Origin of the sequence: Histophilus somni (genome assembly GCF_014202395.1) — a bacterium.
GTDB classification, from domain to species: domain Bacteria; phylum Pseudomonadota; class Gammaproteobacteria; order Enterobacterales; family Pasteurellaceae; genus Histophilus; species Histophilus somni.
Genome location: NZ_JACHGQ010000008.1, coordinates 1 through 13160 on the forward strand (window position 1 = coordinate 1; position 13160 = coordinate 13160).

The following is a 13160-nucleotide window of genomic DNA, read 5'->3' on the forward strand; positions in this document are numbered from 1 at the left end:
GGGTAGGACATACCCGAAGCGTCTATGAAGTGAATCTCAATAGAGATCAGCAGTAGAAACCCGCCGAGAGTAGCCCACAGCTTGCTGTGGGAGCTAGTAGGAATCCCCTGCCTTTAGGCGGGGAGGATGTCAATATGGAGAAGATGAGACGGAAGTGGAATAATTTTTTATTTTGGCAGCAGAAATAAATACCTAAAAACGATGAGTATGGTATTTTATATTAAAATGATATGGTGAGGAGGAATAATGAAAATTTATAAACTAAGCATAAATACCCAAAAAGAATATCACATAGGAAATAGTTCTGAACAGTTTGAAATGCTTACACAACGAAAATCTCCCTATTATCAACATAATCCAAAAGGTATATTAACCGCTTATGCTATTTGTCCCGGTTGTAATAACCCGATAGAACTTATCGGCATGATTAGACAACCAAAAGACAAGAGGCGATATGGAAAACATTGTGGTTATAACGTCATGGGGTTGGCAGTGAATAATGTGGAAGATTATCACTGTTGCAAATATAGAGCCAGACAGAATTATGTTCGTACACAGCGAAGGAATGTAGCCTCTCCTTTGGCCATTCAAATTCTTAACCAACTAAAAGCACAATTCGATCGGATAATTTATCTGCTAAAGGTGACAACAGGTATCCAAATTACACCTAACTTAGCAGAAAAAATGTTAATCACTTATCTTTCCAGTAGAGGTCAATATTATACGGGAGCAGACTTGCGAAATACGCCTTGGATTTTTGCTTATCTCAGTAACAGCCAATCTTTGTATCAGCAGCGTATTTCAAAAAAATATGGAAAATCACCTGAATTAATTGGTGCCTTAAAACAGAGTAAAGATATCGAAATTATTGAAAATGAATCTAGCTATACCATTACAAACAAACCAAATAAGTTTACAACCATCGCATTTTGTTTTCATTCACATAAAGTTATCGCAAAAGAAAATGGGGAGATTATTGAAAAAATGACTTACTCAATTTCTGAAGAAAAAGATAAATTTGACTTTAATGATCCGAAAAATCCTCTAAACAATGTATTGTGGACAACAGAAATCCAATTCGACTATGACTTCTACCAAAAATTGATTTTTTCAAGAAAAAATGAGGATAAACGACAGCATAACTACTTAGCTATCGCCAATAAACTTATTGAGTAATAAAAAGCGATGATCGGCTTAGTGTTGATACCAATAGTCAAAATCTGCATAACGCCCCGATAATCTTAACCAAAAATTTATGGGTAGCGTGGGAATTTCCCCCCTAATTTCTAATTTTTTGAGGGTATCCAAAAACAGGGTAATAGGAAACGTAAAACGGGAAACCGTTTTTTGAGGGGAAACTGAGGTTAGATCAAAGTATTTTTTCTGTATCAGAAAAGCAAAATTTTCATCACAATAATTGCATTGAAAGGTGATATGATGAGTAGGATCAATACGTGCATACCAAGGTGAATAGAGGTAAGGTTGATGTGGAGAGGACTCAATAGCACAAACAACTTGTTTAATCCATTGGTCAGGAATATTAGGGGTAAATCCTTTATCTTTTAACCAAATGAGGCTTTCTATCATCTCTTTTAAAGATAAACTAAATAAGTCATCGTGATGACGAAACAAAATTTCCACGGTAGTGCTCCTCAATAACGGTGATAACAATCTTTTACTATACGGGAGAATTTTGTTAAACAAATCAGAAATTCATTTTTGCCAATAGTTAAAATAAGAGAAATAACAAAAAGCACTCAAAAATGACGATAAAAAACCCGTTTATTACATAATAAACGGGTGAGTGAGTTAATTAATTTTACTTACTAGTACGATGAACATTCACCATACTTGGACGTTAATGTAATGTGGATTTGATTTCTTCCACTTTTGCCATAAACTCATCAAGCGTGTTAATTGCTTCGCCGTTAATGCAAAAATGACTATCCAATCCATTTACAAAGGTGAATACCTTAACTCTCTCATCGCTCTCCTCTAACCCAATGTGTTCAAAGAATAGACTTTCGACCCGTCCGATAACGAGGCTTTGGTAAATGTTACCAAAGTGAGGGATTTCTTTAAAACTTCGAGCAACCTCCCAAACCTCACTATCTTCAATCGTGGCATTAAAATGATAAAGAATGTCCTCCCAATCTGCTAAATTTTGGCTAACATTGTTATCGTAGTACATATTTGTTTCTCCTAGTAATCAATCAGAGAGAAACACACCCTAAAGGGAAGTATTTCCCTCTAGGGTTAAGATGGTGTACAAGGGGAAATATTCCCCTATGGGTATAAAATGAAATCGACCTATTCAAACATAGTCAGATTTAATGTGAAAAGTTAATGGGGTTTGGCTTGTTTATCTGCTTTCACGTTTTTTCCGGAAATCAGATCCCAATTTGCCCAATATACCAAAGCGGTAAAAGTGCCTGCTGCTAGGACTAAAACACTTGACACCCTAATAACCACCAGTTCATACAAGCCTCCTTAACAACGTTGCTTCGTGGTGCGTAAAGTGCGGTGCTATTGCAACACACTTTTTAGATTTTTAGATAAATTAAGCCCAAAGTAATGTCGCTAACTCCACTTTTTTTGCCAATTCATTGACTTTTTTCTTGGCATAAGTGAGTGAAGAGCGACACAGACGTTTATCCGGATTATCCTTCAAATCTTGATGGTTTTCCTTGGCTTTCGCCAATTCAAACTGAAAATATGCAAGACTTTCCGGCATAGATAAATCGATGACTTCTGAACGCTCCAGCCAATAAGGGATTTTGTCCTCATATTGCTCGGCTTTTCGCATTTCTTCGACGGCTTTATCCATACGTCCGGCATTGCGTTCAATTAAAGCACGGTGTCGTCTTTCGCTATGATGTCCTACTTTAATAGGTTCACCTAAGCGTAAAAACTCACGTCCTTCATTTGCTGCTTCACAATACTTTTCGCTACGCGTTTGTGCATTATCTGCCACCGTTTGATAATGTGCTGCTTTTTTAAGTGCATATGTCTGATGATTTACGCCATCGCAACGCACGAAAGAATAAAAATAGAAGTCATCTTGTTGCTTCACAAGGTTGTAGATTTCTACTTCCGTTTCTTTCCCATATTTACTGGTTAGTGTGACAATATCCCCTCGTTGATGAGGTTCGGGACATTTCGCCAAAAATACGTTTGGGACAAATTTTGCATAAGTATTAAGTGACATAAGATATTCTCCTAATAAAACGGGGGAATATCTGCCCCACAAGGGAAAATATTCCCCAATGGGTATAAATTGAAATCTACCTATTCAAACATAGGCAGATTTAATGTGAAAAGTTAACGGGGTTGGCTTGTTTATCCGCTTTCACGTTTTTTCTGGAAATCAGCTCCCAATTTTAACGATGCTGATTGGTATCTTGGATGTTAATGAATAAATTTCATTAAGCCCATCAATACCCCCCCCCCACGCCTGCCAAAATAAACCCTGCCATTTTATACATCGCAGAAGTTAATCTGACTTCAAGTTGGGACATTTCTTGTCTTAGCTCCAATTTCAATTCCTTCAAATCGTCTTTTGTTACTAAGGGGGAAACAGTTTGTCCTAATGCATCATCTAAAGCATCAGCTAAGGCTTCTGCCATTTCAGAAGATTGATTTGCTTCTTGTAATTTTTTTACAAAACGCAATTTGTCAAAACGAATTTGGGACATTGGAATCTCCATAGTCATCTCCATTTAGTGTAAAGAAGTATAAGGGAATTTAGGTAAAAAACAAAATGTTGGATAATTTATCATCTGATAAACGAAAGCTAATCATCACGATAAATATCACCTGAAACCGTATTGACCGCTCCCTGTATCCGTTGTGCTTGTACATCACCATTCACGGTTTTAACATTACCTGACACATCACCGTATATCGACACATCACCGTATATCGACACATCACCACTGACCATTTCAATACATTCGACATTACCTGTTATCGCAATATCGACGAAATTGCTCGCATCAATGTAATTCACATTGCCAAAGACTTCGATGTGTAAAATGGGTGCCTTTTCAAGCACAACCACCTGACCATCAATGGTAAGCTGTGGTGCTTGAATTGACACTTGTCCATTCTCTACTGAGATAGTTTGTGATGAGACAACCATATTTTTCACATTGTTGTGAGAAATCTGAGTGAAAACAGGTTTTCCATTAATATAAATACCTTGTTTCATTGTATTCTCCTGCTAAAAAGAAAATGAAGATAAAGAAAAAGACTAACAAGCGTGCCAGTCTCTCCGTTGAGTGTAATGATTAAGCTTTTGGTGTTCTACTAATGTAGCAATATCGCAAGAATATTGAGAAGCAACCCCAATAGCCAAAAGGTAATACCGACAGTGAAGAGTACGAAAGCCTCTATTTCATCAATATTATCTTTAGCTAAGACAAAACCAATTAATCCAACACCGGCGATGGTGCCCATTTTACGAAAATCCTCCGCAATATATTGCAACGTTTTCGCTGGAATTTTGTTAAAAAATTTGTGAATCATATTGTTCACCACCTTTCATAAAATTAAGGGAATGACACCATAAAGAATATCATTCCCTATGCGGGGTAAGTGAATAAAAGACTGATAATCAACGGTCGTGCTTGTGCATCATCAGTGTAATGATTAAGCTTTTGGTGTTGCTAATTCTACATCGGCATTTTCAACATTTTCTGTCTTTGCTTCAGTAGGATTAGGATATTTGAGTTCACCATCAATTTTAATCATTTTGATATTGATCAAGCGACCTTTCAATGCTACACCTGTATCGCCTTTCTTGTGATTTTTACCCTCTTTTTGATAGGTAAAAGTATCAAACCAAAGGTCTGACATTACAAATGCGATCAGGACTTTTTTGTTAGCATTCACGGCATCTTGACAACGTTTAACCAGATTTTCCGTATCTTTCCCAACAACATTACAGTTGAAAAAACGGTATTCAGGCTGAGAAGACTCTCCTACTAATGCAGCAATATCGCAAGAATAGAAAGGTGTTCCTTTTTTCGGCTCAACTAAACGGATATTGTTTAAATAACCTAAGCCGGTTGTGTGAAGGTTAAAAAAGTTTTTTTGTGCTGATGAGTTAGACATAACGTTTCTCCTAAAGTAAAAATAAAAAAAGCGGAGAAACATCCTTACCCAATACGGGAAAAATGTTTCCCGCCAGGGTTAAACAGATGAGACAGCATTCCTGTTTTTCACAGAGTCATCTTTTCAGAATGCTGATGACATTTCGGCTGATGTTAACACAACTACCACAGCGGGCTAGTCCGTTGCTCTTTCAAGTGTTTGGCAACTTTTAAGGGCTACAAAGTAGCGACTTAATGTCTCCATTTAACCGCAAATACACCGCACTTTCCTAGCAAAAATTAAAAAGACAAATAAAATAATTTTTTCCTAACTAAAAGCAAATAAGCCATTGATGACACATTTCATCAATGGCTTATTTACCTTTTAAGATGAAAAACTGAAAAAAGATTGTGAAAAATTGACCAATATAAACGGATTTTTGAAATCATCCCATCTTCGTTACAATGTTTGATTTCTTATCTCATCTACCTGATTACATTGTGGTCTTTAATCAGTATAACGGAGGCATCTCAATCGATACAAAGGGCACCCAATTTTTCACCAGTGGGCTCTGGCAGGGATAAAGAAGCAACGCATTGCTAAGTCGTGATAACACTTAATAAAATGTTATCACAACTTAGCAATCACGCCATTGTCGATAAAAAGATGAAAAACACACGCTCCCGGTATCACAGAACCCTCTTCCAGAGTGCTAAGGGTATTTCGGCACAACATTGATAACTGACAATGTTAAAATGGTTTATTTTCGGTGCTCATACTACCTTATTTGACGGCTTGACGCAAATTTGCAAATTGTTGAGAAAGGTTGATAGGGGTAACTTTTCCGGCAGATGTTTTTCTTTTCGCACCGGATTCAATATATTTGCATTTCGGATAGCCCGTACAACCTAGGAAATCTCCATTTTTCCCTTTCATTTTTCGAAGTGGCTTACCGCATTGTGGGCATTTTTTAATATCTATATTGCCCATTTTGATACCTTGATGTCCACAGGTTTGAATAAGATGGAGAACAAACTGTTCTTGCTTTTGCATAAATTCCTGCAAGCTCATTTGGTTCTCGGCAATTTGATTTAATGCTTGTTCCCATAATGCCGTTAACCCCGGATCTTTTAATACCGTCGGTAAATTATCAATCAACATCACGCCTGCGTCTGTCGCCACAATGGATTTCCCTTTTTTCTTGATATAACCGCGGTCATAAAGGGTTTTCATAATACTTGCCCGAGTAGCCTCTGTCCCCAGACCTTCCGTTTCACGTAATTGTTTCTTTAGCCGTTCATCTGTAACAAAACGGGCGACATTCACCATTGCCGTGAGCAGTGTACCTTCTGTATAGTGTGCAGGCGGTGTGGTTTTAAGTGATTTTATTTCCGTATTCATCACCTTCAACATTTGCCCACTATTCAGTATTGGCAAACCTTGTTTCTCTCCCTGCTCTTCTTTAGACGCTCGAAACAAGGCTTTCCAACCTGCACTCACAATCACTTGACCTTTTGCAATGCATTGATGCTCTCCACAAGATAACCTAACTCGGGTTTTATCCACTTCAAAGTGCGGTAGAAATTGTGCGAGATAACGCCGACGAATTAAGTCATAAACTTTAAACTCATTCTCGTTCATTTTAGCAATATCAACCGGCTGTGTTGTGGGAATAATCCCATGGTGAGCGGTAATTTTTTTATCATTCCACGCACGGGATTTTTGGCTCAAATTAAGCTGTACTCGCAAAGGCTGTAACTTGGCATCTGACTGCATCAGACTATTAATGACCTGAGGCACTTCAAGTAATTGTGCTTCAGGAAGATAACCGCAATCCGTACGCGGATAGGTAGTTGCTTTGTGTTTTTCATAGAGGGATTGTGCAATATCAAGCACTTGTTGTGTACCTAAATCATAGAGGCGATTACATTCCGCCTGCAAATCACTTAATGCAAAAAGTAACGGCGGACTTTCTTTTTCTCGCTTCGTTTCTACATTCTGCACACACACTTGTCCCGCCTGACGAATCTGTTGTTCCGCTTGCTGAAGCACCTTTATCTCTAAACAACGCCCCTCTTCATCACAATATTGTTCAGGAACCAAAAGGCTTGCCTCAAAAGACTGAGCATTGGTTCCACAGACTTGTACCATCAATGCATAATGATAGGTTGGAACAAAATGAGCAATTTCCTTATCTCGATTCACCACCAGTGCCAATGTGGGGCTTTGCACTCGCCCTACCGAAAGTGGCGGACCTTGATAACCTTGTTGTTGTGCCAAAAGAGTAAACATTCGACTAAAATTCATTCCGATTAACCAATCTGCCCGACTGCGAGCAAGCCCGGCATAATAAAGAGGCAAGGTTTCTTCATTGGTTTTAAGCCGGCTGAGTGCTTTACGCACACTGATTTCATCAAGTGCAGTGATCCACAGCCGCTGAATATGTCCACGATAGCCCGCAATATCTAATAATTCACGGGCAATAGTTTCCCCTTCTCGATCAATATCAGTTGAAATCACTACCGTGCGTGCTTTTTTCAGCAATGTCATCACGGTTTTATATTCTTTTTTTGCATCAGGTTTAGGGGAAACTTGCCATTGGGAAGGGATAATCGGGAGAGTATCTAATCGCCATGCCTTAAGTGCGGGATCGTATTGTTCCGGCGAGAAATGCTCAACCAAATGCCCTCTCGCCCAAGTAACAACAATTGTGCCATCAGCGGTTGATAAATAACCCTCCCCTTTTTGTGTTGCCCCCAGCACTTTTGCAATATCCCGTCCCTGACTGGGTTTTTCGCATAGAAAGAGTTTCATTTCACTTACCTTGAAATAATGTTTTTAACTCTGGGCGACTCGTCTCTGAAATTGTTAAAATCGCTGAAACAATTTCTTGACAGAAAGAGCAAGATTGAATGTAATGACAATTATTGCGATTTTTAATGAAATGAAACAGGACAATATCCTCCCAATCATCGGGATAAACACCCCCATGAATACTTATCAAATAATGTTTAATATCTTCGATTTCAGCTTGAAGTACCCAATTTTCAAGTTCAATCTGCAATTCATGCAATACTTGATGACGAGTTCGGGGAAAATCCATTATGTGTTCCGTTATTAAATGATAATTTAAGGGATATTTAATCAATAACGATTTTTGCTCACAATTTTTTATTCTTTTAAATGTGGAAATAAATATGAAATGGAAAAAAGTTAGAGTCGATTTTACAGAAACCGTTAAATGCAAATTTTGCAATAGGATAATTAACTCAGGTAAAGGAATCTTGATTCAAAATGAATACGGTGATTTCGCATTTTCTGGACCAACATGTGCTAAGAAAAAATCTAATATAACAAACTATGATGAGAACATAATAGATATAACGAAAGGATGCATATTACAAGATAAACCTCATTCTGAAAAACTAATACCGCAAAAAATATTAAATAACAACATTGATATAGAATATGAAAACTTCACCTCTGAAGAGGACGCACAAGTACATAACTATCTTGATGAGAATGCAGTAAGTGCCTATTTAACCTTACGCTTTGAAAAGTTATCCCATATAAAGTCTATTTTTACCTCCAAAAAACTAGATGATATTTATCATTCATACACCATTAATGGTAAAATTTCTGAGCAAGATGAGAATTATATAAAACAAGCCATGTATGGAAATAAATGTCCTCTTTTAACATATCAAAATTTACAATCTGTCTATGCAGCTGAGTATTGGTTATTATCGTTTATTAAATATAATTCAGATTCAGATTTAACCTTTATCAAGAATGTTTTAAGCCAACTGCATAAAAAACTAACATTATCTAATAAACAAATTATTGCTATTAATAAATGGTTTGTCCATTCTGAAGGTAAAACGGTAAAACTAAAAGAAAATAGTTTCATAAATAAATAATCTTAACAAAAAGCCCAATCATCAAGATTGGGCAACACCTAATACTTTTAAGGTAAAATGAAATCTACCAATGCCGGCAAGGAGATCGATAAAAGTGAATTTAGAGAGAAGAAAAGACAATATAATAAGCACTCATTTAATCATATTTTTGATAATTAAATAAATATCTGTTTCATAAACAACCATTTTTTCTCTTATGACTAAATTGAATTAATAACGAGCTTTATTCTATTCCTATGATAAAGTTCGTTATTACTCAATTCGTATTAACTAGGAGAGCATTTAATGAAAAAACATCATAATGACGTATTATCAAATCGAGCTATTCTTAATAATGTAAAATCACCGGAATGCCATCAATGTGATGAGCTTATTATTTTTTCATTACAGGACAATCACCATCATTTCTCTCTTAGCTTATCTACCTTACTTGAATGTTTGAAATTTGCTGAAAATGAAAATGTGATACCACCTATTCATGAAACTTGGTGGGACGAAATATCTAAAATAGTAGAAATTCCATCTCACCGGATTTAAAAAGTAAAACCTTTCTCTTGTGCGACTTCTTTTGCTATTCCAAGAAGTACTTTATTACTTTCTCTTATTTTTTCACTTAATTTATTTTGATCAAAATGTATAATATTTTCAATATATTTGGGATCCAATTTTAACTTATCTTCATAAATAAGTTTATTATTTAGCATTACTTGAAATAGCAGTGTTTCAAGTAATGTATGTTGATTTAACTTGGTCTCATGAGCTATAAAGTAAAATTCTAAAGTTTGATAACAATCGATGTTATTACATATTTTACCATTGTTGATAACAATCTCTCGACAGTTTTCTAAAGTCTGAGCCAAACGGCTTTTAAGGTCAATTCTTCGATAAAATAATGAATTTGCCCTCATAAAATACATTAGCATAAAAGGAATATTTATCAGAGTAGAACCGGGATAAAGATAAGCTTTACTATCAAAGTAATCATTCAGTAAACTGTATGCAAATGACTTACTGATATATATTCCCGTGTATTTAGAAATCAGATAAATCATACGGTCAAAATTTAGAACAAGCTTTTGGATAATTGAAAGAACAAGAGGATTAACTTCAGCTTTTCTGGTCTCTTTATCATATTCTTGTCTTTTAGCACGGTAGGGACAAAAATCATAATCTGCCTGATAATAAGTTGCTAATCCCGATAAAGAATAATTAATATGCTTACCATAAGGTTTATCTGTATTAAGCAGTTTTTTGTAGAGTCCGATAACCTGTACAGGTCCATTACAAGCAGGACAGATAGCATATTGATTAATTTCATTGGAAGCATTTTTACGATTAAATAGTTTGGATTTACGCGTCTTTTTCTCAAAAAGATTTTTATCTATAGGGTAATTTTGGTTATCATTTTGATCAAACTTTATTCTATCCATAGCACCTCCTATATCTAACTACGTTCAATCATAACATTTACTACCTTATGAGCAAACAAAAAAGCCCAATCATCAAGATTGGGCAACACTGAGGTTTTAGAGCAAACAAACCTATTTAGCCGCTTTTAAAATATCCGCTTTTATTTGATTGGCAAAGCCTTGAGACCCTTTCACCCGCCAAGAAATAAGGGTATTTTTGCCCTCTTTTTCTAAGGTAACTGCGACATAATACCGCCCCTCATTACCAAAAGAATCCGCCATTCGATAATAAACGCCCGGCGTTTTTTCATGAACATAGCCGCCTTCGGCAATTGCAGATTTTTTCCAGGCACAATTCTTATTTGATTCAGGATCGCATTTCAACATTTCTTCCATTGTTTCAAACCCTACATTACGCTTAATGCGTACATACAGGGTATCAATATCTCGTTTAGAGGTTAAGGTATCCGAGAATTGTTGTTTATCTGCATTGAGCGTACGATTGATTTCTCCTGCCCAATCGCCTACTTTTTGATTGAGTGCAGAGAGTTCGGCACAACCTGTAATAAGCAATGCAGAAGCCAAAAATAGAGGGTATCTTAAATTATACATGTCATCCTCCTTGCAAGTATTTTGTTGATATTCATTTTTTGCAAAAGTGCGGTTAAAATCTACTTAAATAGAATGGTCATTATCAGTTGGGTAAATCACCTCAATATCTGCGAGATCTTCCATTGGAATACTTGTTTGCATAATGATATATCGATTCATATTTAAATTATTTAATGAATAAAGCAAATTTAGTTAAATAAAATGGTGTCCACTTATTTGATTACGCTGGACCAACGTAAGACTGTACGTTTCAGTATTTAAAATGGTTGTTTCTATATCATATTAAAGTGTAAATCATAAAACTAGTTAAAAATCAAATTGTTAGATATAAATATTGCAATTCAAAACATAAATATGTAAAAATAAAACATAAAAAAACTAGATTTCAGATTTTATTTTTACACCTCATACTTACTATGAGATGTCAAGCAGACAATATTTATTCATAAAACCATTGAAAGCACGAAAAATTGGCAAGTCGTAGTAGAAATTGGCATCAGTTACGTTCAACTTTATAGGAAGTATCACTAAATTTGATTATGCTGTTTTTACACTTATTGACTCAGTTACTCAATCTGCTCATCAGCCCTATTCCACTTCCACCCTTTTCCCAATATCTTTCAATTTCGACAACTTTCCCACCAATCTTGGTGCATCATCTAGACTAATGGCGAAGATCCAAAGATAGGTAATCACCACATAAATATGCTCGCGGTCACGCCTTGTTTAATGATGTTTTAAATACAATAAATGCACAGGATAATGTTCTTTGAGGTGATAAGGAAACACCCTCTGGGAAGACAGTGTTTTTTGCAAAAAGAAACATAAATCAAATGTCAAATTGGCTTGAAATTTATTGCTGATAATCCCATTATACAGTATGTTATTTAGAGGTGAAATATGAACCATTATACAAACAATCTTCATCGTGTTTTTGTAGACCAAAAGATTGGTTTTAAGAAAAAGATTACCCCAACAGAACAGGACTTAAACTTTTTTAATCAGGTTAAAAAAGATGTTAAAAGCCACTTAAAGACCAAAATCAAGGAATTTTTGGAGCAACAAGGAATTGCTAATATTGCCCCAAAATTTCGCATTCAAGGATCGTGGGCGTATGGCACTTGCAATTTGCCGGCCAAACAAGGTCAAGAAATGGATTTTGATTATGGGGTGTATTTGCCTGTTCGTGCATTTGAAGGCTTTAATCCTGATGCTGGTGCAAGTGAGCAAGCCAAAAATTACTTTGAGCAAGTAGAATCGATAATAAGCGATTTATGTCGTCAACATGATGATTGGCAGTTAGATACTTCTGCCCCATCACCGTGTATTCGCATTAAAATCAGAAGGGATGCCCATATGGACATTCCACTTTATGCGGTTCCTGATGATATGTTTGACAGTTTAGAAGAACGCAATGAATTACTAGTGTCGTTGGACAGTACGACTGCTATTAATGAAAGTTTAAATTATTCTGAGTGGGCATTTGAAGATTTTAATATCAGATCATTTGCTGAAGCATCTTTAATGGATAAAAATATTCAAATGATTCATATGGCAAGACGAGATGGTACTTGGCAAGAAAGCGACTGTGAACTGATTCGCAAATGGTTTGTCGATAAATTAAAGTCTTTAGAAAATAACGGTCAGCAATTACGAGCAATTTGCCGCTACTTAAAGGCGTGGCGTGATTGGCAATTTGCAGATAAATCTTTTCAGCCAAGTTCTATTTTATTGATGATTATTGCCTGCAAGCATTATCAATATTACCAATATCGTGATGACTTAGCACTATTATCAGTTTTAGAAAAATTACCAAATGCTTTGAATGACAATGTTTATGAAAACATTGAAGAACACGAAAGTGAAGATTTTAATCGCATGAAAGGAGATGAAAGAGTTGAAGCCGGCCAATATGCTGATAAACTTTATCGGAATTTTATGGCGAGTTTAAATAATTTTGATAAAACCAAAGCACTAAAATTCATCATAAATGAGTGGGGTAGCAGAATACCGGAAGATGAGGATTTGATTGAAACTTCCCGGCAAGCTGTTTTTGATACACCGCCATTAGAGCAATCAAACATCACCCCACAAGTCCCATTAAGGCAAGGCTAATGGATTATAC

General features: G+C 36.0%; 16 protein-coding genes. 4 read left to right on the forward strand and 12 right to left on the reverse strand.

The annotated features are described in order from the left end of the window. Positions 1–246: 246 nt before the first annotated feature. Complete coding sequence (locus tag HNR69_RS06320) at positions 247–1176, forward strand: hypothetical protein (protein ID WP_075293400.1); 930 nt, start codon at positions 247–249, stop codon at positions 1174–1176. Between the two features lie 18 nt (positions 1177–1194). On the opposite strand, the gene HNR69_RS06325 is transcribed toward HNR69_RS06320, so the two are convergent. The 10 genes from HNR69_RS06325 to HNR69_RS06365 form a co-directional block, all read right to left on the reverse strand. Further along, positions 1195–1641, reverse strand: a complete 447-nt coding sequence (locus HNR69_RS06325; protein ID WP_075293401.1) for a hypothetical protein — start codon at positions 1639–1641, stop codon at positions 1195–1197. Between the two features lie 217 nt (positions 1642–1858). Then, positions 1859–2191: a hypothetical protein gene (locus HNR69_RS06330; RefSeq protein ID WP_075293402.1), complete on the reverse strand. Its 333-nt coding sequence runs from the start codon at positions 2189–2191 to the stop codon at positions 1859–1861. Positions 2192–2343: 152 nt separating this feature from the next. Continuing rightward, positions 2344–2484 carry a hypothetical protein gene (locus tag HNR69_RS09510; protein WP_157665519.1) on the reverse strand — a complete coding sequence of 47 codons (141 nt, stop codon included), beginning with the start codon at positions 2482–2484 and terminating at the stop codon, positions 2344–2346. 76 nt (positions 2485–2560) lie between these two features. Continuing rightward, complete coding sequence (locus tag HNR69_RS06335) at positions 2561–3208, reverse strand: DUF3560 domain-containing protein (protein ID WP_075293403.1); 648 nt, start codon at positions 3206–3208, stop codon at positions 2561–2563. 226 nt (positions 3209–3434) lie between these two features. Continuing rightward, positions 3435–3695 carry a hypothetical protein gene (locus tag HNR69_RS06340; protein ID WP_247618151.1) on the reverse strand — a complete coding sequence of 87 codons (261 nt, stop codon included), beginning with the start codon at positions 3693–3695 and terminating at the stop codon, positions 3435–3437. 98 nt (positions 3696–3793) lie between these two features. Next, entirely contained in the window at positions 3794–4210 is a 417-nt protein-coding gene (locus HNR69_RS06345) for a DUF4097 family beta strand repeat-containing protein (protein WP_075293405.1), read from the reverse strand. Between the two features lie 98 nt (positions 4211–4308). Continuing rightward, the gene (locus HNR69_RS06350) at positions 4309–4527 is read right to left on the reverse strand and encodes a hypothetical protein (RefSeq protein WP_075293406.1); all 219 of its coding nucleotides are present in this window, start codon (positions 4525–4527) and stop codon (positions 4309–4311) included. Between the two features lie 123 nt (positions 4528–4650). Beyond that, on the reverse strand, positions 4651–5115 hold the full coding sequence (locus tag HNR69_RS06355; protein ID WP_075293407.1) for an STY4534 family ICE replication protein: 465 nt from the start codon (positions 5113–5115) through the stop codon (positions 4651–4653). Positions 5116–5877: 762 nt separating this feature from the next. Beyond that, positions 5878–7908: a DNA topoisomerase III gene (locus HNR69_RS06360; RefSeq protein ID WP_075293408.1), complete on the reverse strand. Its 2031-nt coding sequence runs from the start codon at positions 7906–7908 to the stop codon at positions 5878–5880. 1 nt (position 7909) lies between these two features. Next, a complete protein-coding gene (locus HNR69_RS06365) occupies positions 7910–8197 on the reverse strand; it encodes a hypothetical protein (RefSeq protein WP_041604434.1) in 288 nt (95 codons plus the stop codon). A 94-nt stretch (positions 8198–8291) separates the two neighbouring features. On the opposite strand from HNR69_RS06365, the gene HNR69_RS06370 reads away from it, so the two are divergent. Next, the gene (locus tag HNR69_RS06370; RefSeq protein WP_011609878.1) at positions 8292–9014 is read left to right on the forward strand and encodes a hypothetical protein; all 723 of its coding nucleotides are present in this window, start codon (positions 8292–8294) and stop codon (positions 9012–9014) included. A 285-nt stretch (positions 9015–9299) separates the two neighbouring features. Beyond that, entirely contained in the window at positions 9300–9551 is a 252-nt protein-coding gene (locus tag HNR69_RS06375) for a hypothetical protein (RefSeq protein WP_075293409.1), read from the forward strand. Here HNR69_RS06375 and HNR69_RS06380 read toward each other — a convergent pair. Further along, entirely contained in the window at positions 9548–10444 is an 897-nt protein-coding gene (locus HNR69_RS06380; protein ID WP_075293410.1) for a hypothetical protein, read from the reverse strand. The genes HNR69_RS06375 and HNR69_RS06380 overlap by 4 nt on opposite strands. Before the next feature lie 111 nt (positions 10445–10555). After that, on the reverse strand, positions 10556–11035 hold the full coding sequence (locus tag HNR69_RS06385; protein ID WP_075293411.1) for a hypothetical protein: 480 nt from the start codon (positions 11033–11035) through the stop codon (positions 10556–10558). Between the two features lie 900 nt (positions 11036–11935). Here HNR69_RS06385 and HNR69_RS06390 point away from each other — a divergent pair. Then, positions 11936–13150, forward strand: coding sequence for a CBASS cGAMP synthase (locus tag HNR69_RS06390; RefSeq protein WP_075293412.1), 1215 nt, complete (start codon positions 11936–11938; stop codon positions 13148–13150). The last annotated feature ends 10 nt before the right edge of the window (positions 13151–13160 follow it).

What these genes read in the sequence shown, in the direction of transcription:
- HNR69_RS06320 (WP_075293400.1), top strand. Translation starts at nt 247, where the DNA reads ATGAAAATTTATAAACTAAGCATAAATACCCAAAAAGAATATCACATA.
- HNR69_RS06330 (WP_075293402.1), bottom strand. Translation starts at nt 2,191, where the DNA reads ATGTACTACGATAACAATGTTAGCCAAAATTTAGCAGATTGGGAGGAC.
- HNR69_RS06335 (WP_075293403.1), bottom strand. Translation starts at nt 3,208, where the DNA reads ATGTCACTTAATACTTATGCAAAATTTGTCCCAAACGTATTTTTGGCG.
- HNR69_RS06340 (WP_247618151.1), bottom strand. Translation starts at nt 3,695, where the DNA reads ATGTCCCAAATTCGTTTTGACAAATTGCGTTTTGTAAAAAAATTACAA.
- HNR69_RS06345 (WP_075293405.1), bottom strand. Translation starts at nt 4,210, where the DNA reads ATGAAACAAGGTATTTATATTAATGGAAAACCTGTTTTCACTCAGATT.
- HNR69_RS06350 (WP_075293406.1), bottom strand. Translation starts at nt 4,527, where the DNA reads ATGATTCACAAATTTTTTAACAAAATTCCAGCGAAAACGTTGCAATAT.
- HNR69_RS06355 (WP_075293407.1), bottom strand. Translation starts at nt 5,115, where the DNA reads ATGTCTAACTCATCAGCACAAAAAAACTTTTTTAACCTTCACACAACC.
- HNR69_RS06360 (WP_075293408.1), bottom strand. Translation starts at nt 7,908, where the DNA reads ATGAAACTCTTTCTATGCGAAAAACCCAGTCAGGGACGGGATATTGCA.
- HNR69_RS06365 (WP_041604434.1), bottom strand. Translation starts at nt 8,197, where the DNA reads ATGGATTTTCCCCGAACTCGTCATCAAGTATTGCATGAATTGCAGATT.
- HNR69_RS06370 (WP_011609878.1), top strand. Translation starts at nt 8,292, where the DNA reads ATGAAATGGAAAAAAGTTAGAGTCGATTTTACAGAAACCGTTAAATGC.
- HNR69_RS06375 (WP_075293409.1), top strand. Translation starts at nt 9,300, where the DNA reads ATGAAAAAACATCATAATGACGTATTATCAAATCGAGCTATTCTTAAT.
- HNR69_RS06380 (WP_075293410.1), bottom strand. Translation starts at nt 10,444, where the DNA reads ATGGATAGAATAAAGTTTGATCAAAATGATAACCAAAATTACCCTATA.
- HNR69_RS06385 (WP_075293411.1), bottom strand. Translation starts at nt 11,035, where the DNA reads ATGTATAATTTAAGATACCCTCTATTTTTGGCTTCTGCATTGCTTATT.
- HNR69_RS06390 (WP_075293412.1), top strand. Translation starts at nt 11,936, where the DNA reads ATGAACCATTATACAAACAATCTTCATCGTGTTTTTGTAGACCAAAAG.